Origin of the sequence: Roseateles terrae, assembly GCF_014192155.1 — a bacterium.
Classification (GTDB): Bacteria; Pseudomonadota; Gammaproteobacteria; order Burkholderiales; family Burkholderiaceae_C; genus Roseateles; species Roseateles terrae.
This window is the reverse complement of sequence record NZ_JACHXO010000001.1, coordinates 752144-774168: the sequence shown is the minus strand read 5'-3', so window position 1 is coordinate 774168 and position 22025 is coordinate 752144. Positions and strand designations below refer to the sequence as shown.

Sequence of the window (22025 nt, the reverse complement as noted above, 5' to 3'; positions counted from 1 at the left end):
ACCTGGCGTGGTGGCCGGTAAGGCCCGGTCAGCGTTCGTTGTTACAAAGCCGCAAGACGATCTGGAATGCCCAGATGACTTTGGTTCATTGCTTTGCCACAGAGAGACAATGACCATTACGCATGAGGCGGCGCTTGGCCGCGGCGAGGCGTTTTGATGTCACGATCTGAAGGTTACCCACGGCCCGACAAGGGCACCGGACCGGCTGTTCCGGACGATCCGATGATGGATCCGGACGCCACCCGGATCACCACGGCCGCGATGCCGCTGGAACGCATGCCGCCCATCACCGCGGCCAATCGTGTCACGCCTCATGCGGAGTCTTCCTCCACTCCTGATTCCGGCACGGCGGGTTCGCCCGCCGCCGACACGCTGCCTGTGACGACGTCCCCCTCTACTTCTCCAGCCTCTGCGGACGCCGCAAATGACCTCGACCTGACGCCTGGCGCGGCGCTGCCGGACAGCGCGGCGAGCGATGACGCCACCGTGCTGGTGCCGGGCGCCACCTTCAAGGCCATGGCGGCCGCCGCTGCCGCCGCGCGTACCAATGCCGCGGCCGCTTCGCAGGGTGGGACGCCCGCCGTCGCTCAGCCGGGCTCGACGTCGGACGCCGCGCCTGTTCAGCCTGCCGCTGCACCAGTGCCGCCCGCCGCCGCCCCGGTGGTGGCTGCACCCGCCCACGCCAATGCGCCTGTAGCTGCTGCGACGCCTGCGGCGGCAGTGGCGACGCCGACGGCATCGACGACCGCAGCCCCTGCGCCCGCAGCCGTGCCGGTGGCACCGGCCGCCCCGGTGGCCCCGGCCGTGGCGGCTGCGCCGTCTGTGCCGGTCCCGCCGCCCAGCAAGCCCGTCACCCGCCGTTTCCAGTCACCGATCATCAACGAGCCGGCGGACGACGACGATGACGACTCCGAATTCGCCGCCACGCATTTCGATCCTTCGCTGCAAGCGGAAGCCGAAGCGGCTTTCCGTGCGGCCACGCTGCCCGGCGGTCCGCTGACGCCACCCGTGCCGGTCGCCCGCAGCGGTGCGCCCAGCCCGCAGGCCGACATGCCGGTCCGCCAGGTCGGCCGCTATGAAATCCGCGAACGCCTGGGTCGCGGCGGCATGGCCAGCGTGTTCAAGGCGCACGATCCCGGCATCGGCCGTGACGTGGCCATCAAGTTCCTGCACGCCTCGCTGTGTGAGGACGAGGAATACCGCGCGCGCTTCCTGCGCGAAGCCCGCGCCTCCGGCGGCCTGTCGCACCCCAACATCGTCACCGTGCATGACGTGGGTGAGATCGACGGCCGTCCCTACATGGCCATGGAGCTGCTGGACGGCGAATCGCTGGCCGACGTGCTGGAACCCGGCAAGCCGCTGCCGATCCGCGACGTGGTGGTGATGAGCATCCAGCTCGCCCGCGCCCTGGACTATTCGCACAAGCGCGGCATCGTCCACCGGGACATCAAGCCGGGCAACATTGCCCGCTCCAAGGGCACGCTGGACATCAAGGTGATGGACTTCGGCATTGCCCACATGGAGTCCACCAAGGGAGAGCAGCGCACCCGCGTGGGCGATGTGCTGGGCACGCCGCAATACATGTCGCCGGAGCAGATCAACGGCGAGAAGATCGACGGACGGGCCGACCTGTTCTCGGTCGGCATCGTCATGTACCAGATGCTCACCGGCCAGCGTCCGTTCACCGGCGACAGCGTGGTGAACCTGGCCCTGAAGATCGCCAAGGAAGAGCCGACGCCGCTGAACAAGCTGCGTCCCAACATCCCGGCCTCGCTGCGCCGGGTGGTGGATCGCTGTCTGGCCAAGGCGCCGGACGACCGCTTCCCCAGCGGCGCCGAACTGGCCGATGCGCTGACCCGCGTGCTGTCGGAGATCGACGAGGAGTCGCAGGCGGTGGACCGTCCGCGCATCATTCCGCTGCGGGTGAAGTGGACCGCGATGATGGCGGCCATCGTCGCCATCGTGATGGCCATCACCTGCACCATCATCCTGGACCGGCAGTACGGCGCCATGATGCAGCAGGTGGCCGATTCCGGCGCCGCGCTGAGCCGCTTCATCGCCGTGCAGAACGCAACCCCGGCGCTGGCGGAAGACTGGGTGACCGTCGACGTGCTGCTGGCCGAGATGATGAAGACGCGGGACTTCCAAAGCCTCACGCTGTCCGACAAGGACAACATCGTGCGCGCCTCCAGCAATGCGGAAACGGTGGGCAAGGCCTATCAGACGCCCAGCGGGGAAGTGCTGGGTGAGCTGGGTGGGGTCAAGCGAACCCGGTATCTGGTGGGTCGGGAGCCGGTACTCGGCTTCGAGACCGCCATCACCTACAACGACAAGGTGGTGGGGCATGTGGCCCTGGGTCTGCCGGAGCGCCCGCTGGAGAGCGTGGTGCGCCTGTCCCGTACGCTGATGGCCATCCTGGCCTTGGTCACGGTGCTGGCGGTTGCCATTGCCATGTATGTGGTGGGCAACTGGTTCTCGCGTCCGATCAAGCTGATGAATGAGGCGCTGGGGGAAATCGCCCGCGGCCGATATGCCTTCCGCATCCGCGAACAGCGCAAGGACGAATTCGGTCTGCTGTATGCGGCGTTCGACCAGATGGCCCAGGCGCTGCAGGACCGTCAGGCACTGACGGCCGGCCAGAGCAAGCCCGAGACCATCCGCACCACGGCCGCGCTGGCCGCCGCGGCGGCCAAGAACAAGTCGCCCTCCAACGGTCGCCCACGCTGAACACTGCCGCAATGAAACTGACCTCCCTGCAGGGTGCATGCGCGGCGGTGGTTCTTGCGCTGTGTGGATGCACGTCCACACCGCCGGCCCAGCCGCCTGTGAGCCCCAGCACGCCGGACCAGCCCACGCTGTCCGGCCAGGTGCTGGCCCGTAATGACCGATTGATGATCTATGTGCCCACCAGCGGCGATTCGCTGCGGGGGCTGGCGGCCCGGCTGCTGGGCGGCGAAGACAACGACTGGCAGATCAGTGACGCCAATGGTGGCCTGACGAAGCTGGAGGCCGGCCAACCGATCGTGGTGCCGCTCAAGCCGCAGAACCCCTTGGGGGTGTGGCCGGGCACCTATCAGACGGTGCCGGTGCTGTGTTACCACCGCATTGGCACGGTGGGCGGCAAGATGGCGGTGTCTCCCGCCAACTTCAGCGCCCAGATGGAATGGCTGGTGAAGAACAACTACCGGGTGCTCAAGCTGGGGCAGCTCGGACCCTACTTGGAGGGCAAGCAGCCGCTGCCGGCCAAGTCGGTGGTCATCACCTTTGACGACGGGTATGAGTCGGTCTATCGCTTTGCATTCCCGGTGCTCAAGAAGCTGGGACTGCCGGCCACCATGTTTGTCTACACCGATTTCCTCGGTGCGGGCGACGCGTTGACGTGGCCGCAGTTGCAGGAGATGTCGACGTCCGGCTTCATGGACATCCAGTCCCATTCCAAGTCGCACCGCAATCTGATCGAGCGGACCGCCGGTGAAAACGACGAGCGTTATGCCCGCAACATCGAGCAGGAAGTGGTCTTCCCGCGCGACTTGCTGGAGAAGCGGCTGAACAGCCCGGTGCGGCAATTTGCGTATCCGTATGGGGATGCGAATGAGCTGGTGCTGGACCAATTGACGCGGCAGAAGTTCAATCTGGCGGTCACGGTGAATCCGGGCGGCAATGCCTTCTTTGCGCAGCCCTTGATGCTGCGACGCACCATGATTTTTGGCGACCACGATCTGGAGGCCTTCAAGGCCCGGCTGCAGACCAGCCGCAAGATCGGAGGCGCGCCATGAACGCGTTGGCGCAATGCAGGCGTGCGGCGCTGCCGGTGCTGCTGGTGGGCGCGACGCTGCTGTCGGCCTGCACAACCACCGCCACCGTGGGGGAGCGTGCGCCCGATGCGCCACCGCCAGTGGCGCGTGGACCGGTGGGTGAGTTCGAACTGGCGCAATACCAGCGGGCCAAGGACCTGGAGCAGAAGGGCCAGCTCGCTGAAGCCGCCTGGGCCTGGGAAGTGCTGACGGTGCTGCGTCCGCAGGAGCCGTCGTATCGCGAGCGGCTGATCGCCGTGCAGGGCCAGGTCGACGCCGGGGTGGCCGAGCGCATGCAGAAGGCCCAGCAGGCGCAGGCGAAAGGCGATCTGGACGGCGCCACCCAGCACTATCTGACGGCATTGAGCCTGCAGCCGGACAACGCCAAGGCGGCCGATGCGCTGCGGGTCATTGAGAAGGAGCGCAACCGGCGCAGCTATCTGGGCACGCCGTCGCGCATCACCTTGCGCCGCGGGGCGGAAGGCAAGCCGATGACGCCGGCACAGGCAAAGGCCGCTGCGGTGAAGGAAGCGCGTGAAGCCAAGGAAGCGGCGGCACGGGAAGCGCGGGAGGCGAAGGAAACCGCGGCGCGTGAAGCCAGGGAGGCCAAGGAAGCGGCGCGGTTGGCTGCGAAGGATGCTTCCAAGGACGCCTCCAGGTCGGAGGCGAAGGCTGCGGTGTCTGGCAGCAGTGCGGACTCGACCGGAGCCAAGGCCGGTGGCAAGGACGCTGTGAAAGCGGCGGATGCAAAGGTCGCTGCGAAGGCGGCCGGGGCCAAGGACGGTGCGGCGGATGCGGGCAAGGAGTCGGCTGCTGTGGCGGCCACTGCGGCCGCGGCAACAGCGGCCACGACTGGCAACGCGGCGGCTACATCCAGCAAGGCGGGGCGCGCCGAGGCCTCTGGCGGCGGCGACCGCAATGAGCTGGAACACATCGCGATGCTCTCGGCGCAGGGCGAGGTGGATGAAGCGATTGCGCTGCTGGAGCGCCGCTCGGCGCAGGATCGCCGCGATCCGTCAGCGCGTCGCCTGCTGGCCGACCTGTATGTGCGCAAAGCCGAGCGCGTGGCGATGACGGACCGTGCCGGCGGCATCAACTGGCTGCAGAAGTGCCTGAAGATCGATGGCAAACACCCGCGGGCCTTGGCGCTGATGCGCCAATGGATCGACGCCTCTTCAGCGGCGGATCCGGGCAACAAGACGGTGACGGCCGCGGGAGCGGCGACGCGGACGGTGCGCTGAGCTGCAAAGCAGGATGTCTCCCGGCTGAAGCGTTTCAGACGCCTCACGCCATGGACAGGTGAGGGGGCCCGTCCGACACAGCGCTGATGGACTGTTGTTAGCATCGAAGACATGAAACGGCTGTCCAGGAACATCATTAGAAAGAAGACGCTTCAGCGCCTTGTCCGCACAGCGCTTCGGCGCCGGAACACCGACAAAGGATGGCGCGCCATTGCTGAATTGCAGATGCGCGGTGCGCTCCCGACCTTGGAGCGTGCAATGGCTCTGGCTCGAAGCCCAAGCTGGCGTCGGCGCAGCCTGGGCATGGACATCGCTGCTCAGCTGAGGCAGCGACGGGGTTCCCTCGTCAGCGACTACGCTCTGTCAGAGACGCAAGAACTTCTCCTGGCTGGCTTGCACGACCAGCACATCGAGGTGGTCCAGGCGGCGGTGTCGGGCCTGGGCCATCGGCCACATCCCGCAGCGCTGGATGACCTGATTCGATTGTCGACACATCACAACCACATGCTCCGATGGTCAGTGACAGTGTCGCTGGGCCGATATGACGCGCCAGCCGCCATCAACGCTCTACTGAGGCTGGCAGCGGACACCCACGACGCTGTTCGCGACTGGGCGACGTTCTGTCTAGGCTCCCTTCAGTCCTCGGATACGCCCGAAATCCGTGCGGTCCTCTGGAAAAATCTCAGTGATGAGGATGCGGACGTGCGCGGGGAAGCCTTGGCAGGACTGGCCGCGCGGGGCGATGCCAGAGCGGTCGAATATGTCTTGGATCACCTGAATTCCGAATGCAGCGTCTATGAACTGGATGCCGCTGAAAAGCTGGCCACTCGAAGATTGCTGGGTCCACTTCAAGCGATCGCCAACGGTTTGAGTTGCCACGAGAGGGACGGCTACTGGTTCTCGCGCCTGCAGAATGCCATCGCCGCTTGCAGTGCCGGGACTGATTGAAAGAGCCTGAGTGCCCCACGCAGATGATTGGCGTGAGTGCGGCACAGGTCAGGGGCGGCGCTGACGGATGCAGGGTCGGCCTCAGCAAAAAAAAAGCCGCCGCAGTCTCCCTGCGGCGGCTTTTGCATTGGATGCAGCGTTCTCAGCCTTACTTCAGCTGATCCACCTTCGCCTTCAACGACACGGCCTTCTGGCGTTCCAGCTTGGCCACTTCGTTGTTGGGATCCAGTTCCAGCACGTTGTCCCAGGCCTTGATCGATCCGGCCAGGTCCTGCTTGGCGAATGCCGTACGAGCGGCGACAGTCGAGCGGTCGATCAGCTTCTTGCGAACGACATCCACCTTGGCCTGCGCCCCCGGCTGGTCCATCGACGCCGCGCGCTTGTATTCATCCAGCGCCCGGTCCAGGCGGTTGCTGCGCTCCCACGATTCGCCGTTGCGCATCGCCTTCTCGCCGGGGCTCAATTCAGGCACCGATGCAGGGGCGGGCGCGGGAGCGGGAGCGGCTGCAGCGGTCGGTGCCGGGGCGGGCGCAGCAGCAGGCTGGGGCGCCGGGGCCGGCGTGTTGCGTCCACGCGGCGGCTGCGGATCCAGCGACCCGGGGGGCGGCGCCTTGCCTGGAATGCGCAGTACCTGGCCACCGGCCACGCGGGCGGGCACCTTGATGTCGTTGTAACGCGCCAGGATGTAGAACGAATAGATGTCGCCCATGAAGCGACCCGAAATGCGAGACAGGGTGTCGTTCGGGCGCACCGTGTACGTCCACGACTCCTTGCCCAGCATCTGCACCGGATCGCCGGTGATCTGGCGCATCAGGCTGTTGGCCAGCTTGTTGTCCCGGTCCACGGCCAGCGCACGCTGGATCTCTGCCCGGGCCTGATCTTCCTGGCCTGCTTCCAGCATGTCCACGGCAGCCATGGCCATCTTCTGAGCCTGCGCCTGCTGGGCAGGCGTGGCGGGTGGGGGCGGGGGCGGCTCCGGCGGTGCGACAGGCACCACCGGTTCTGGCGCCGGCGCGGGTGCAGGCGGAGGGTTCTTGGGAGGCGTGACACAACCGGCCAGCAGGGCAGCCAGCACGCAGGGAGCAACAGCGCGAAGAGAATACTTTGGCATCGGCATCGCTAGGGAACCAGATCAAGCTGCGGCAGTATGAGGCCAGCCGCAGCGAACAGAAGGTGACTTTCGTTCATTGAAGCATGGGCCAGGACCGGCAAACATGCGAGGGCCGCCAACTATTTCGCAAAGACGCGTCTGGCGGACCTGGATCGATCAAAGGCAGCACCATGACCCTCACCCTGCGCGCAGTGTCGCTCAATGACCTGCCCCTGACGCAGCCCATTACCGCAGAGTTTGGACCGCAGGGGGGCACCATCGGCCGTGCCGACGGCAATACGCTGGCACTGCCGGACCCGGAACGTCACATTTCCCGGCAACAGGCCGAGATCCGCGCCAGCGGCACCGGCTATGTGATCTTCAACATCGGCAGCGCCAATCCGATCACCGTCGGCGGACAGTCCCTGGCCCAGGGACAGAGCCTGCCGGTGCGCGATCGCGATGAAATCCGCGTCGGCGGCTACCTGCTGGAGGTGACGATCAGCGCGGCGGATGACACCAACATGATGCTCGGCGGCCGGGTGGGCGAAGCATCCAATCCCTTCCCCAGTCCGCTTCCAGGCGCGACGCCGGGTGTGAGCCAAGGCGCGATCCCCGGTGCGCTGCCCACGAGCGCCCCGGCGTTCGCCGCCACGGCGCCCGCGGCCGCCCGAGGCGCAGCCCTGCATGCGAGCCCACATGCCGCGCAGCCCGCCGCCCCTGTGCCTGCCAGTGACCCTTTCGCGGACCTCCTGGGTGGGAGCGGCGGCGGTAGCGGTAGCAGCCCGGGCAACAGCAGCGGCGCCAACCCCTTCGCCGACCTGCTGGGGGCGCCACCGCCACCCGCGCCGCGCTCGGCCTTCGGGCAGACCCACAAGACGACGCCAGTGGCCGCGCCCGCGCCCGCCGTGGCCTTGTTGCCCGACGATTTCGACCCGTTTGCACCGCCTCCGGCCCCGACGCGCGCGCCCACCGCCGCCCCATCGTCGGCGGGCGGATTCGACTTTGGCGGCCTCGGTGCCCCGATGGCGCCACCCCCGCCCATGCCCCGTCCTTCGTCCGACTTCGGCGGCGGCGGTGCGTTTGGCGATCTGATTCCGTCGTCCGGAAACAACGCCAGCTCGCTGGACGACCTGTTTGGCCTGCAAGCCAGCGGGACGCAGTCCGCCGATCCGCTGGCCGGTTTCATGGCCGGTGCCACTCGCGGACTTGGTGATGCGAGCCACAGCGACCTGCCCACCGATCCGATGGCCCTGTTCGGGGACAAGCCGGCCAAGCCGGCCCACAGTGAGCCCGTCACACCGGCCTTGCCCGACCACACGTCGGCGCTGAGCAGCTCGTTCCGCCCCCCGGAAGTGCGTGCCGGGCAGACGCCGGCGCGCCAGGCCGTGCCCGCACAGGACGCCCTGGCGCTGCAGGCGCAAGGAACGGCGGTAATGCCGGTGAGCCCCACGGCGTCCGGCACACCGACCGCGTCCAGCACCTTCGCCACGCCGAGCACCGCAGCCGCAGGGGCCTCAGCCGGTGCCGCCGTGGGCGCCATCCCCGCGTCGACCGCGGGCCGCGGCCCCGCACTGCCGCCCGACGTCCTGCCCCCTTCGTTGTTCCCGACGACCGAAGCAGGCGACACCGCCACGCCGCTCTTCATGGACTCCGAAGCGGGCGGTCTGATCTCACCGCCTCCGGCACCCCCGCGGCCAGCGGCACGGCCGTCATCCACTGCGCAAGCGCCGCTGCAGCCACCGCCCGCTCAAACCCACCCAGGTCACGCCCAGGCGTCTGCGTCCTCCTCCGTGGCAGCCGCCCCGGCCGCTGGCGTTGCCGGACCCGCAGCCGCTGCCGCCGACACCGCCGCCCTGTGGCAAGCCTTCAGCGAGGGCGCCGGCATCCGCTTCGACCCGGCTCAGGGCGTGACGCCCGATCTGATGCGCGTCATCGGCCAGCTGCTGCGCTCGTCCATCGACGGCACCTTGCAGATGATGGCCGTGCGCGCCGCCACCAAGCATGAGTTGCGGGCGCAGGTCACCGTCATCCGATCCCGGGACAACAATCCGCTGAAGTTTTCGCCGGACGCGCAGTCCGCGCTGGAACAATTGCTCCAGCCGCCGGTGCGTGGGTTCCTGCCAGGGCCGGCCGCCATGTCCGACGCCATGCACGACCTGGTGGGTCACACCATCGGCACCATGGCCGGTACCCGTGCGGCGCTGGAAGGGGTGCTGGGCCGCTTCAAGCCCGAGATGCTGGAGTCCAAGCTGACCAGCCGCTCGATGCTGGACAGCGTGCTCACGCTCAACCGCAAGGCCAAGCTCTGGGAACTTTATCTGCAGCATTTCGAGTCGATTCGTGAGGAGGCCCAGGAGGACTTCCACAATCTCTTTGGCAAGGCTTTCCTGGAGGCCTACGAAGAACAGCTCGAACGTCTGAATCAACGCAAAACCGCGGCCTGACGCGGATCCGGTCCACACACCAACCATGCTCAAGATCCGAGTCGCGGCCTGCAGCGAAATCGGCCGGCGCACCACCAACGAAGATGCGGTGGTGGCCCATGAAAACGGCCCAGGCTGGTATGCCGTCCTGTGCGACGGCGCCGGCGGCCACCGCAATGGCGCCGAAGCCGCACGCCGCGCCGTGACGCGGATGCAGCTGGCGCTGGGCGATGCCACCTTGCCGTGGCGGCCTGAACTGCTCACGGGCGCCGTCATGGCCGCCCACGATGATGTCCGCCGCGGTATCGAGGAAAGCGGTCGCGCCCGCATGCACACCACGCTGGTGGCGCTGTGCGTGGATGCGCAGCGCAACTTCGCCATGTGGACGCACGTCGGCGATTCGCGGCTGTATCGCCTGCGCAATGGCCGCATCGACCGCGTCACCAATGACGACAGCGTCGTGCAGCGTTTGATCGATGCCGGCCTGATCACGCCGGCCCAGGCGGAGGACCATCCGCACAAGAACCATTTGGTGGCGGCCCTGGGCATCGATGATGAGCTGGAACCGCACACCACTGGCGCCGAGCCGCTGCAGGACGGCGACGTCTTCCTGCTGTGCAGCGACGGCTGGTGGGGCAGTGCCGGCGAAGCCGCCATTCCGGACACCTTGCGGCTGGCGCAGAATCCGCAGGATTGGCTGCTCGCGATGCGTGCGGAAATCGAGTCGCGCGAGCTGCCGAATCAGGACAACTTCAGCGCGATTGCGCTGTGGGTCGGAGACCGCCAGACCGCACCGGTGATGCAGCCGGATGACGACGACACGGTGACGGCGACCGCCCCGTCTGCTTCACGCACGGCGGATAGCCTGACGGACAGCGCGACCAACGGCACCGCCGCCCGCAGTGCCGAAGCCGTCGTGGCGGCCACGGCGGGCCCGGTCGCTGATGAAGACGAGGACGACGAAACGACGCGGCGCATGCCGCTTTGAACGCCTCGTCAGGCGGGGCGCTGCCGCCCCTTGGCGCGCAAACCCCACAGCTCGCAGACCCCACAGCGGGAAGACCCCTTGGGCGGGCCGTCCCCTTACCGCGCCGCCTGCGTCAGCAAGGCGCCAAACACCTGCGCGCCTGGCAGCCCCGGCCCCCATTGAAACTGCGGCAGTGCTGGCGCCACCGGTCGGTCTGACCACAGCGTGCAGCCCGCCAGCCGTTCCATCAATTCCCCGGCCGCCAGCATCGCCATGCCACTGGGCAGGGAGCCGGTCGGCGGGCTGAAGGTCTGCCAGCGGTTGGCGGCATCCGGCAGCGGAATGGAGGCGGCGGCACTGGCCGGAAAGGCGGGGGCGCTCGCCAGGCGCTGCTCGAAGGACTCAAGCGTGGCGCCATCTTCCAGCGTGTGCACCGCTGCCTGAGACAGCACCGAGAACCACCGCTCGAGATGGTCGATGCCGGCGCGGTCCACCGGCGGGTCGGTGCGCTGCTGGGTGATCACCAGCGGGAAATACCGGCCCACGTTGTCGCAGCTCGGCATCATCACGCCGAACCACCACTTCATGTCCACCACCCCCGGTGCCCAGGCAAAGCGGATCACCGGGGCGGTCAGGTAGAGATCCAGCCAGTTCGCGCCCAGCGCCAGTGGCAGGTCCCGCATCAGGCTGGACAGCCACGGGTCGCAGTGCTTCACCCAGTGCGGCGGCAGGCGTCGCTGGGCGAAGTCGCCCAAGGGGGCGATCTTGCCGTACCAGCCGGGCGCGAACTCGGCGCCCGGGGCCTCGGCGGCCGCTGTGGTCGAGGAGGGAACCATGCAGGACCTCAGAGGCTGTTGGGGCAGGAGAACTGGTTCAGCTCATTCAGGCGGAACGGGTTGTTCACGCTGCTGGCCGTGACTTCAAACACCGCCTTGCGGCCGTCCACGTCGAAGGTGACGCGGAAGCGTTCCGGCGCGTTGGTCTTTTCGATCTTCACCCGGTCAAACAGCCGGAACAGGGCCCAGGGGCCGTCGTTGACCATGCCGGAGGAGCCGTTGGCGCTGGCCGGGCTGACCTGCACCCGCACCTGCGAGCTGCCGCGGGGTCCGGGCCATTGCACCGAGCTCGGGATCTGCGGGCCGTGGGCATAGCGGACGATCTGGCCATCCACATCCAGGATGAACTGCTGGATCGTCGTGTCCATCTCCACCGGCTTGAAGTCCAGGCGCAGCGACGGCGAATTGGTCCCCGGGAAGAAGGTTTCCTTGATCACCGCCGCGCGCTGGAACTGGGGCAGGGTGCCGACGTCGCCGCCCAGCGGCGTGCCTTCCACCGGACGAAACTTCCATGGGCGGGTGGTGGTGTCCACATACGGAGCGAGCTTCTGCTGGAACAGCTGGTCGATCTTGCCGCCGGGGCCGAAGAGGGTGGCGAAGTCGGCCTGAGTGACGTCCCGCGTGGAATTGCGGTCCAGCGGATAACGGCCGGCCACCGCCTGCTGGCAGAACTCGCCCACTTGCGAGCGCACTTCCTGGCTCAGCGTCTGGCGCATGGCGCCCTGGGACACCCGCGAGGAGCTGTTGGAGAGATCGTCCAGCATGGCACGCAGTGGCTCGGGCATGCGGGTGGCTTCCACCTTCAGCCGGTTGGGCACGGGCGACGGCGGGGGCGCCGAACCGCCCTTGAGTGCGGTCTCCGCGGCGCTCAGCACCACATTGGCCTCGCCGATCAGCGCCAGCGTCTCGTCCAGCGGCGACTTGCCGCCGCCCTGCGGGGCGGTGACCAGATTGCGCAGACCGGCGAAGCGGTCGTCGACGATGGTGGCTTCCAGACGCTGCTGGGCCGCGGCATCGGCCGGGGTGCTCTTGCCGGCAATCGCATTGACGATCTTGTCGCGCGACTTCTGGATCAGGTCCCCGGCCTTCTGCTGCGCCTGCTCGATGGCATTGCCGCCGGTGGCCAGCGTCGTTTCTCGGGAGATGGCCTTAAGCAGCGGCGGCAGCGGGCTGTCGGAAGCGGACAGCAGACGCGAACGTTCCACCGACTGCGTCACCGTGCCCATGGGCTGCAGCTTGATGTCGGCCAGGAATGAATCCCAGGTGGCGGCATAGTCGGTCAGGTAGAGCTGACGGACTTCGTTTTCCAGCGGGCCGTTGGCCTGCACCATCGAGGTGGCGGTCTTGGGCGCATCGGCCACGCCCAGCACCCAGGACTGCTCCGACGCCAGCTGCGACGCCGCCTGACCGACCAGCGGCTGGAAGCCGCGCAGGTAGCCGTCACGGGTGTAGAGGCCAGGCACGCCCGAGGTCAGCGGCGCGCCGCTGGCCCGCACAAACACCAGCGAGGCATTCGCGCCGGCGGCGCGGGCCACGGTGAAGTCCGGGAAGTCATTGCCCAGGCGCTGCGCCTTGATGCGGTTGTAGATGCGCTGCGGCAGCGGCAGGGTCGAGAGCTGCAGGCGCGTGGACTTGAGCAGCGTCTCATCGTCCGGCAGCGGCGAGGCCACGCCGCCCTGGGCCAGCAGCGCTTCGAGGTGCTGGCTCAGCTGCTCGCGCTGTTCAGGCGTGAGCTCGCGGCGGGTGGTTTCCCAGTCGGTCATCACATGCTGCTTGAGCGCGGCACCATCGAAGTGATCGGTGTTGTGCAGCATCACATAGGCCTTCAGCGCTTCATACAGCGTCTCCGGCGTGTTGCTGCCCTGGCGCAGCTGCTCCTCGATGCGCAGCATGATGCGCGGCAGCAGGGCGTCGCCCAGCATGCGCTGATAGGCGTTGTGCGCGGCGCTGTCCAGCTTCTTGCCCTGGAACAGGCCCCAGCGCATCGACCAGGGCGTGGCACCATCCAGCTGGGCGAGGCCGCGGGTGGCGTCCAGCGCGGGCAGGATCGGCAGCAGATCGGCCGTGGCGCGGTTGGGCGTGGACTGCAGCAGCTCCCGCACTTGCTCGGCGTGGGCCGACACGTCCGAGATGTACTTGCGGTTGTTGCTGTAGCTCACCGCCCAGGCGGTGATCATGCCGATGCCCAGCAGGCCCACCGTGGCGTAGCCCGCCACCATCCAGGCATTGCGCATCCGCTCCCAGCGGCGGTTGGTGCCGCCCAGGCCCGCTTCGGCAAAGACCACTTCGCTCAGCAGCCGGTTCAGGAAATAGCTGCGGCCGCTGGCCTGGTTGGGCGCGATGACGGCGTTTTCCAGACGGTAGTTGCGGGCCACCGAACCCAGCACCCGGTCGATCGGTGTGCCTTCCTGGGTGCCGCTGACGAAGTACACGCCGCGCAGCATCGGCTGGGCTTCGTAGGGGGAGGGCGCGAACACGCCGTCCAGGAATTCCAGCAGTGCCTGGCGCAAGGTGCCGAACTGCGCCGGGAAGCCATAGATGCGGGCACGGCGCTGCGGATCGCGCTCCGCTTGCAGCCGGTCGATCAGGCCGTCCAGCAGGCGTTGGGCCAGGGCATCGAACTCGGCGCCGGCCTGCGCCAGCGGCGTGGCGGCCGCGCGGGGGAAGGTGAAGCCCCAGGGGGCGGCCCGCTGGTCCTTGTCGATCGTCGCCATGTAATCCATGAAGCCGGACAGCAGGTCGGCCTTGGTCACCAGCAGGTAGATCGGGAAACGGACGTCCAGGTCCTTGTGCAACTCCTGCAGGCGGCCGCGGACGGTCGCCGCATATTGCGCGCGCTCCGGCGCGGTGCGCGCCAGCAGGTCGGAGACCGACACCGTCACCAGCGCGCCATTGAGCGGCTGGCGCGGGCGAGAGCGCCGCAGCATCTGCAGGAAGCCGCTCCAGGTCGCCTTGTCGTTGGTGGGATCGCTGTCCTGGGTGGTGAAGCGGCCGGCGGTGTCAATCAGCACCGCCTGGTCGGTGAACCACCAGTCGCAATGACGGGTGCCGCCCACGCCGCGGATGGCGTGGTCGCCCATCTGGTCCGCCAGCGGGAACTGCAGGCCGCTGTGGCGCAGGGCCGTGGTCTTGCCGGAACCCGGCGCGCCGATGATCAGGTACCAGGGCAGCTCATACAGATAGCGCCCACCCAGCCGCGCCGCCCAGCCCTTGAGCTGGTTGCCGGCGCCGAAACGCGCGCGCTGCAGGGTGGCCATGGCCTGCTGGAAACGTTCCCGCACCGCCGCCATGTCCGCGCTTTCGCGCTCGGTCTCGGCGGGGCCGCCGGGCGACTGCATCAGATGCTGCACCACCGCCTGGTTGCTGCGGCTGGCGCGCCAACGCTGCCAGCCGACGATCGCCGCCACCACCAGCACCAGCACGGCGATGGTGATCCAGCGCGACCGCTCGGTCTCCAGCGGCCGATACTCGCCGATGGCCACCAGCGGGCCGATGATCCACAGCACCAGCGCGACCGCCAGCAACAGCACCGCCAGAAGCACCCAGCGATTGAAAATCCATCCCAGAACACGTTTCATCGTGCGGCTCCGCTGGCCGCCGGCGCAGCTTCCGCGCGGCCACCGATCATCAGACTGATTTCGACACGCCGGTTGAGGGCGCGATTGGCAGGGGTGTCATTCGGCGCGACGGGCTCAGCGTCCGCGCGGCCTTCCGCACGCACCCGTTCCGCGCCCACCTGATGCGCCATCAGCAGTTCCGCCACCGTGTGCGCCCGTTCTTCCGACAGATGCCAGTTGGACGGGAAGCGCGCCGAGCGGATCGGCTGGTTGTCGCTGTGGCCGGTGACCAGCACCTGCCCCTGCACCTTGCTCAGCGCATCGGCGATGCGCAGCATCAGCGGCTCGCGGTCCGGCGAGAGCGTGGCGCTGCCGCCGGCAAAGAGACCGTCACCGCGGATGGTCACGACGCTGCGGTCCACCTCGTCCCGCACCGCCACCATGCCGGCCTTGATGTCCGACTGCAGGAACTGCGCCAGACGGGGCTTGGCCGGCGGCGCCGGGGGCGCGACCACCGGCGGCGTCAGTCGCAGCGACTGGATCTGTCCGAAGACCGGATCCGAGCGCTCCGCCAGCGACAGGGTCAGCATCAGATAGGTCGCGGCGAGCACCAGCGCCACCACGGCGGTCAGGGCCGCCAGCGGCAGCCAGCCGAGATGGCGGCGCTTCTGCGTCGCTTCGACCTGCCAGTGCTGGGCCAGCGCCGGGGCGTAGTCGCCGCGCTGCTGCTTGAGGATTTGCGCCAGGCGGTCGCGCACCGCTTCCAGCTGCGCGCGACCGTTGTCGATGACGCGATAGCGGCCCTCGAAGCCCAGTGTCAGCGCAGCATAGACCACTTCGAGCAGATCGCGGTTTTCGTCCGGCTTCTCGGCCAGACGGGCCATCAGCTGGAAGACCTTCTCGCCACCCCAGGTCTCGTTGTGGAACATCGACAGCAGGCTGTGACGGGCCCACACGCCGGAGCCGCCCCACGGCGTGTCCGCAGCGGCTTCATCCATCATCGTGCACAGCACATAACGGGTGGCCATGATGCGTTCCGGCGCAATGCCGGCGGCCTGCGCCTGGGCGGCGAAGTCGCGGATGGCCTGGGCCAGCTGATTGCGCAAGGCCGCCGGGTCGTCGACCCGGCGGGTGGCCCGCAGCGGCGGCACCAGCAGCAGCAGCTTGTTGGCCAGCGACAGCAGCGGGTTCAGTCCCTTGGCCTCCGCATCCGGCAGGGGCTCGCCGCTGCCGTCGGGATTCACCGGACGTGCGGGCGCCGCGCCACCGGGGCGCGGTTTGATGAAGGTGCGCTGATCGTCGAAGCCCGAGAACGGGTCATTGAGCGCGGAGGGGTCCATGCCGGCTCCAGAAAGTTAGATCGTTCGTGCGGCCGCCGATTACTGGCGGATGGCCCAGAGCTCCAGCTCCAGCCCCGGGAAGTCGCCCGCCACATGCAGGGCCATGCTGCCGCTGCGCTCCAGCTGCTTCCACAGCTCGCCGCCGCGGTCCAGCTCGAAGTAATGGAAGCCGGCGTGGAAAGGCAGCTGGCGGGGTGCGACCGGCAGCGCGCGCAGGGCAATGCCGGGCAGCTGCAGGTTGACCAGGTCGCGGATCTTGTCCACCGGGCCCAGCTTGGACTGAGCCGGGAAGCGCTGACGCAGCTGTTCGGCGCCCACCTGCGCATTGACGGCCAGCACGAAGCTGGCGCTGCGCAGCAGGTCCGGATCGCCCACCACTGCGGTGCGCACGCCATGGGTGCGGTCCACCAGGTCGATCTGCAGGGCATTGCGCTCCAGCACCACCGACAGCATCCGCCGCAGGTCTTCCAGCAGCGGCGCGAAACTGCCGCGCAGGTCGTCGTGGCGGTAGAGCGGATAGTCACTGGCGAGGCGGTTCTCGCTGACAAAGGTGGCCAGGTCACCCGCCAGTTGCAGGCAGTCGCGGTGTAGCGCTTCGGGATGCTGATGCGGCGAGCCGGCATGCTGACGGAACAGCGGGTCGGCGCGGTTCAGCGCCTGCAGCATCAGAAAGTCCGCCAGCTCCGACACGCCGGTGTTGAGCTGACCCATGCGGGAAGCGAGCAACTGGGCGCGCTGACGCACGAGGCCGTGCAGCAGCGAAGCCATTGCGGCCAGGTGCTGGGTGGCATCCAGGCGGGTCTGGGGGGGGACATAGCTGGTGTCCAGAATCACCTGCTGGTCGGCTCGGCGCTCGGCCACCCGGGCCACGCCGATGGCCGCATAGCCGTCATTGAGTTCGCGCGCCGGCAAGAGGCGCAGCGCCAGCGAGCCGGTCTGCACCGCTTCCGGCTCGTCGCCGACGTTGGTGGCGTCGCGCACGTCCAGGTCCAGGACGCGGTAGCGCATCAGGTCCAGGGCGTCATTGCGTTCATTGCCGCCGCCCTGGCTGTTGCCAATGCCGTTGCCATTCTGGCCCTCGGTGCTGAAGGCGACCTGATTGGTCCCCGGACGGGCGATCGGCGCGGCCAGGTAGATGATCTCGTCCTTCAGCGCGGACGGCACGTCCAGCGGCGGCGGGGCCGGATCGGTCTGGGTGATGTGGAACGGGGTGCCGTCCGGCAGCACGCCGCGGGCACGGATCAGCCCCAGGCGTCCGACGGCCAGCAGCGCCTCATCCAGCTCCAGGCTGGTGAAGCCCCAGCCATGGGTCGCCAGGCTTCGCACCCGGCTGTCCACCAGGTGCTCGAGGTAGCGGGTTTCCTGCTGAAAATGGTGCGGCAGCAGGAACATGCCCTGCGACCAGATGACTTTGCTGTGCCAGCTCACGGTTTCTCGACAGTCGCGCTGACCGACAGTTCGTCGGCCTGGATGGTGAGTTTCTGCTTCTGGCCGACCTGCACCGGCACCACGGCGCGCCAGCGCGCATGCTCCAGGTCGCGGTAGGCGGCGAAGACGGCGATGAAGCGGGTGTCGGGTGCCAGGGTCTTGCTGTAGGGGCGCTTTTCGCCCGGCTGCAGAGTCATTTCCTCGCGGGAGACGACGTCTGCGCCCAGCTCGGCCTGATCCCGCTGGTAGAGCGAGACGAAGTCCGCAGCATTGAAGGCGTTGGCGGATTTCAGCTCGTAGACCCGCACCAGCACCGGCGAGGGCCGTTTGCTGACGCTGGGATTGACCGCCGCGCTGGCGACAATGGCGCCGCTGACCTGTGTCGGTTTGGGCGTGCTGGAGCAGGCGGTCAACGCCAGGGCAATGATGGCCGCTGCCGCCAGCGCTGCCATCATTGATCGATTGGACACCTTGAACCCGATTCCCATGACCGTCCAGTTGTGTGTTGGATGGTCGGAAGGATAGCCACCGGGGAGCCCTCGGGCGGGTGACTTAGGTAACGCGACTTCGGCTGAAGCTCAGCCGAAGCGGTGCAAGGTGCTGGTGCGGTAGGTCTCGCCGGGCCGCAGGACGGTGCTGGGCCAGTCCGCAGACGGCTCGTGGTGCGGCGAGTCGGGGTTGTGCTGGGTTTCCAGGCACAGACCGTCGCCCTGACGATACAGCTGGCCTTCCGGGCCGGTCAGGCTGCCGTTCAGGAAGTTGCCGGAATAGAACTGGACGGCCGGCTCGGTGGTGTGCACCTCCAGCTGGCGGCCGGACACCGGGTCGCGCAGCCGGGCGGCCAGGTGCAGATCGCCATCCAGCGGTGCATCCAGCACAAAACTGTGGTCATACCCCTGGGCGCGCTGGAGCTGGGGATGGTTCTGGCGGATGCGGGCTTCGATCACCTGGGGGCTGCGGAAGTCCAGCGGCGTGCCGGTGACGTCCGCCAGTCCGGTCGGGATCATGCCGGTGTCGACCTCGCAGTAGCGGCTGGCCGGGATTTCCAGTTCGTGGCCCAGGGCCGAGCCGCCGCCCGCCAAGTTGAAATAATCGTGGTGGGTCAGGTTGACCACCGTCGCGCGGTCGGTGGTGGCTTCGTAATCGACCTGCCAGTCCCGGTCGCCGATCAGGCGGTAGCGCACCGTCACCATCAGCCGTCCTGGGAAGCCCTGGTCGCCGTCCGGGCTGGTCAGCCGCAAGGCGAGGCAGCGGTCGGACTCCGGCTCGATCTCCCAGACCTGCTGGCCGAAGCCTTGGGCGCCGCCGTGCAGACAGTTGGCGCCGTCGTTCACATTCAGCGGGTAGTGCTCGCCGCCCAGGCTGAAACTGCCCTGGCCGATGCGGTTGCCATAGCGTCCGACGATGACGCCGAAATGCGGGTTGCGCAGCCGGTAATCCTCCAGTGTCGGCAGGGCCAGCACCACATTGGCCAGGTCGCCACGGCGATCCGGCACCTCCAGCCGGGTGACGATGCCGCCCAGGTTGATCACCGACAGCCGCAGGCCGGCGCCGGTGTCCAGGGTGTATTCATGGATCTGCCGGCCGTCGGGCATGCGGCCGTAGTCACGGATCTGCAAAGGACTCATGGGCGGTGTCAGCGCAGGGCGAATCGGTGGGGCGGCAGGCCGCGGAAGCCCTGGGCATCCAGCTCGAACACGGCGCCGGCGTGGGGCTCATGCTCGCGTTGCTTGCGGGCGGTGGTGACAAACAGGCGGTCCAGCGCGTCGCCGCCAAAAACGGGGCAGGTCGGCTGGCTGGCGGGCAGGGGCAGGCGATGGGTCTCGCGTCCCTGGGTATCGAACCGGGCCACGGCGCCGACGCCCCAGAGGGCCGACCAGAGGCCGCCTTCGGTATCGACCGTGGCGCCGTCCGGTTCGCAGTCGTCATCGGTGATGCGGATGTGCACCCGGCGCTCGCCCAGCCGGCCGTCGGCGTGATAGTCCATCGCCCAGATGAGGCGCTGTGGCGAATCGGTGTAGTACAGCGTTTCGCCGTCCGGGCTGAAGCTCAGCGAGTTGCCGATGGCCGCCGATGGCAGGGGCAGCTGATCGACCCGAAGCGCTTCGCGGGACAGACCGTTGGCGCGGTAATACCCGCCCACCTGCACGCCTTGCGGATTGAACATGCCAAAAACAAAACGGCCCTGCGGATCGCAGCGGCCGTCGTTGATGCGGGTGCGGGGCTCATCCGCCTCAACCGGGATCAGCGGACCCACCCGGCCGGTGGACAGGTCGAACAGGGCCACGCCCGACGCCAGCCCCAGCAGCAGCCAGCCCGGCGTGTCGCAGAGCGCGAAGCTGGCCAGCGGCTCCGGCATGGGCCACTCGGTCAGCGAACCATCGGACAGGCGCCAGCGGTACAGGCGCGCGCTGTCGATGTCGGTCCAGTAAAGCACCCGGTCACGTTCGCACCAGAGGGCGCATTCGCCCAGCCGGTTCTTGCCGTCGACCAGCACCTGAGCGGGCGCACCCGCGGGACTTGCAGTTGTCATGCCCAGCCTCCATCCACCAGATAGTCTTGCGCCGTGCACATGGCGCTGTCGTCTGCGGCCAGGAACAGCGCCATGGCGGCGATGTGCTCAGGCATCAGGGGTTTCTTCAAGCACTGGTTCTGATCGATTTCCTTCTTGGTCTCGTCATTGACCCACAGCGTCAGCTGTTTCTCGGTCATCACCCAGCCCGGCACCAGTGTATTGACGCGGATGTTGAACGGACCGAGGTCTCGCGCCAATGAGCGGGTCAGGCCCTGCACACCGGCTTTGGAGGTGGTGTAGGCGGCCATGCCGCCTTGCATCAGCATCCAGCTGAAGGAGCCGAAGTTGATGATGGAGCCGCCGCCCAGCGCCTTCATGTCCGGCGCCACCGCCTGCGCGGCGAAGAACTGGTGACGGATGTTGACGGCCATGGCGGCGTCCCAGAACTCGGGCGTCACCGTCTCCAGCGCGTGGCGCTTGTCATTGGCGGCATTGTTGAGCAGGGCGCTGAAGGGGCCGCCCAGCGTCTCGCGCAGTTGATCGATGGCGCTGCGCAGCGCGGCAATGTCGGTGAGGTCCGCGGCAACAAACGCGCTCCCGGGCAGCCGGGCCGCCAGCGCCTCACCCGCCTCCCTGGCAATGTCGATGAAGCCGACCCGCGCCCCCTGGGCGGCAAAGGCCTCCACCAGGGTGGCACCGATGCCGGTGGCACCGCCGGTGATCAGCACGCGGCGGTCTCGCAGGCTGGGGTAGCTTGCGCTGAGGGTCATGTCGTGTCTCCGTCCAGAAAAATAATTCTATTAGTCAGACTAATTGGCATCGATGGCCCGGTTGAATCCGGGTTTCCCCGGATATAAGGCTCAATAAAGTAATACTTTAATGGGAAATGGCGCGGCGGACTTCGGCCCACCGAAGCGTGCACGCGTCCTTTGCACCGGAGACTTCGCATGAGCAACCGCTTTCCAAGGCCCTTGAAGGGCGTGTTCCCCGTCGTTCCCACGACCTTCACCGCCGACGGCGGGCTGGACCTGGACAGCCAGAAGCGCTGCGTGGATTTCATGATCGATGCGGGCTCCAACGGGCTGTGCATCCTGGCCAACTTTTCCGAGCAGTTCGTGCTCGGCGACGATGAGCGGGAGACGCTGACTCGCAGCATCCTCGAGCATGTGGCCGGCCGGGTGCCGGTGATTGTGACCACCACCCACTTCAGCAGCCAGATCTGCATCGAGCGCAGCCGTCGCGCGCAGGAGCAGGGCGCCTCCATGGTGATGGTGATGCCACCCTATCACGGCGCGACGCTGCGTGTGAATGAAGCTGGCATTTATGAGTTCTATGCCCGCCTGTCTGACGCGCTCGACATCCCGGTGATGATCCAGGACGCGCCGATGGCCGGCACGCCGCTGCCCGCCGCTTTCCTGGCCCGCATGGCCAAGGAACTCAAGCAGATCCGCTACTTCAAGATCGAAACAGCCGGCGCGGCCAGCAAGCTGCGCGACCTGATCGCCCTGGGCGGCGAGGCCATCGAGGGCCCGTGGGACGGCGAAGAAGCCATCACGCTGCTGGCCGACCTGGACGCCGGCGCCACCGGCGCCATGACCGGTGGCGGCTTCCCGGACGGCATTCGCCGCATCGTGGACGCGTACGCTGCCGGTGACCGCGAAACCGCGGTTCTGGAGTATGGCCGCTGGCTGCCGCTGATCAATTACGAGAACCGCCAGGGCGGCATCCTGACCGCCAAGGCGCTAATGAAAGAGGGCGGCGTGATCGCCTGCGATGCGCCGCGTCATCCCTTCCCGCCGATGTCGGGCCCCGTGCGTGACGGCCTGCTGGATGCGGCGCGACGTCTGGACCCCCTGGTGCTGCGCTGGGCGCGCTGAAAGGAA

At 67.9% G+C, this 22025-nt stretch carries 16 protein-coding genes; 7 read left to right on the top strand and 9 right to left on the bottom strand.

The window, feature by feature from the left end; all coding sequences use genetic code 11:
- Nucleotides 1–156: 156 nt before the first annotated feature.
- The 4 genes from FHS28_RS03180 to FHS28_RS03165 all read left to right on the top strand — a co-directional run bounded on the left by FHS28_RS03180 (nt 157) and on the right by FHS28_RS03165 (nt 5983).
- Entirely contained in the window at nt 157–2727 is a 2571-nt protein-coding gene (locus FHS28_RS03180) for a protein kinase domain-containing protein (RefSeq protein WP_088449120.1), read from the top strand.
- Between the two features lie 11 nt (nt 2728–2738).
- Complete coding sequence (locus FHS28_RS03175) at nt 2739–3776, top strand: polysaccharide deacetylase family protein (RefSeq protein ID WP_088449121.1); 1038 nt, start codon at nt 2739–2741, stop codon at nt 3774–3776.
- On the top strand, nt 3773–5035 hold the full coding sequence (locus FHS28_RS03170) for a tetratricopeptide repeat protein (RefSeq protein WP_088449122.1): 1263 nt from the start codon (nt 3773–3775) through the stop codon (nt 5033–5035). The genes FHS28_RS03175 and FHS28_RS03170 overlap by 4 nt, the downstream gene beginning before the upstream one ends.
- Before the next feature lie 111 nt (nt 5036–5146).
- Nucleotides 5147–5983 carry a HEAT repeat domain-containing protein gene (locus tag FHS28_RS03165; protein ID WP_088449123.1) on the top strand — a complete coding sequence of 279 codons (837 nt, stop codon included), beginning with the start codon at nt 5147–5149 and terminating at the stop codon, nt 5981–5983.
- 148 nt (nt 5984–6131) lie between these two features.
- Here FHS28_RS03165 and FHS28_RS03160 read toward each other — a convergent pair whose 3' ends face one another.
- Complete coding sequence (locus FHS28_RS03160; RefSeq protein WP_184294079.1) at nt 6132–6899, bottom strand: LysM peptidoglycan-binding domain-containing protein; 768 nt, start codon at nt 6897–6899, stop codon at nt 6132–6134.
- A 365-nt stretch (nt 6900–7264) separates the two neighbouring features.
- Here FHS28_RS03160 and tagH point away from each other — a divergent pair, with 365 nt between their 5' ends.
- Complete coding sequence (gene tagH, locus FHS28_RS03155) at nt 7265–9520, top strand: type VI secretion system-associated FHA domain protein TagH (protein WP_184294077.1); 2256 nt, start codon at nt 7265–7267, stop codon at nt 9518–9520.
- A 25-nt stretch (nt 9521–9545) separates the two neighbouring features.
- Nucleotides 9546–10487, top strand: a complete 942-nt coding sequence (locus FHS28_RS03150; RefSeq protein ID WP_088449126.1) for a PP2C family protein-serine/threonine phosphatase — start codon at nt 9546–9548, stop codon at nt 10485–10487.
- A gap of 95 nt (nt 10488–10582) precedes the next feature.
- Here FHS28_RS03150 and tagF read toward each other — a convergent pair whose 3' ends face one another.
- From tagF to FHS28_RS03110, 8 genes are all read right to left on the bottom strand, one after another.
- Nucleotides 10583–11302, bottom strand: coding sequence for a type VI secretion system-associated protein TagF (gene tagF, locus FHS28_RS03145; RefSeq protein WP_088449127.1), 720 nt, complete (start codon nt 11300–11302; stop codon nt 10583–10585).
- Nucleotides 11303–11310: 8 nt separating this feature from the next.
- Nucleotides 11311–14880 carry a type VI secretion system membrane subunit TssM gene (gene tssM / locus FHS28_RS03140; RefSeq protein ID WP_088449128.1) on the bottom strand — a complete coding sequence of 1190 codons (3570 nt, stop codon included), beginning with the start codon at nt 14878–14880 and terminating at the stop codon, nt 11311–11313.
- On the bottom strand, nt 14877–16199 hold the full coding sequence (locus FHS28_RS03135) for a DotU family type VI secretion system protein (RefSeq protein WP_088449129.1): 1323 nt from the start codon (nt 16197–16199) through the stop codon (nt 14877–14879). The genes tssM and FHS28_RS03135 overlap by 4 nt, the downstream gene beginning before the upstream one ends.
- Nucleotides 16200–16238: 39 nt before the next feature.
- Entirely contained in the window at nt 16239–17627 is a 1389-nt protein-coding gene (tssK, locus tag FHS28_RS03130; protein ID WP_088449130.1) for a type VI secretion system baseplate subunit TssK, read from the bottom strand.
- Nucleotides 17624–18115 (bottom strand): type VI secretion system lipoprotein TssJ, encoded by a 492-nt coding sequence (gene tssJ / locus FHS28_RS03125; protein ID WP_088449131.1) that lies wholly within the window; start codon nt 18113–18115, stop codon nt 17624–17626. Before tssJ ends, tssK begins: the two co-directional genes overlap by 4 nt.
- 90 nt (nt 18116–18205) lie before the next feature.
- Nucleotides 18206–19255: an aldose epimerase family protein gene (locus tag FHS28_RS03120; RefSeq protein ID WP_088449132.1), complete on the bottom strand. Its 1050-nt coding sequence runs from the start codon at nt 19253–19255 to the stop codon at nt 18206–18208.
- Between the two features lie 8 nt (nt 19256–19263).
- Nucleotides 19264–20160, bottom strand: coding sequence for an SMP-30/gluconolactonase/LRE family protein (locus FHS28_RS03115; protein WP_088449133.1), 897 nt, complete (start codon nt 20158–20160; stop codon nt 19264–19266).
- The gene (locus tag FHS28_RS03110) at nt 20157–20912 is read right to left on the bottom strand and encodes an SDR family NAD(P)-dependent oxidoreductase (protein ID WP_088449134.1); all 756 of its coding nucleotides are present in this window, start codon (nt 20910–20912) and stop codon (nt 20157–20159) included. The genes FHS28_RS03115 and FHS28_RS03110 overlap by 4 nt, the downstream gene beginning before the upstream one ends.
- Nucleotides 20913–21089: 177 nt before the next feature.
- Between FHS28_RS03110 and FHS28_RS03105 the strand changes: the two genes are divergently transcribed.
- Entirely contained in the window at nt 21090–22019 is a 930-nt protein-coding gene (locus tag FHS28_RS03105; protein WP_088449135.1) for a dihydrodipicolinate synthase family protein, read from the top strand.
- Nucleotides 22020–22025 lie beyond the last annotated feature (6 nt).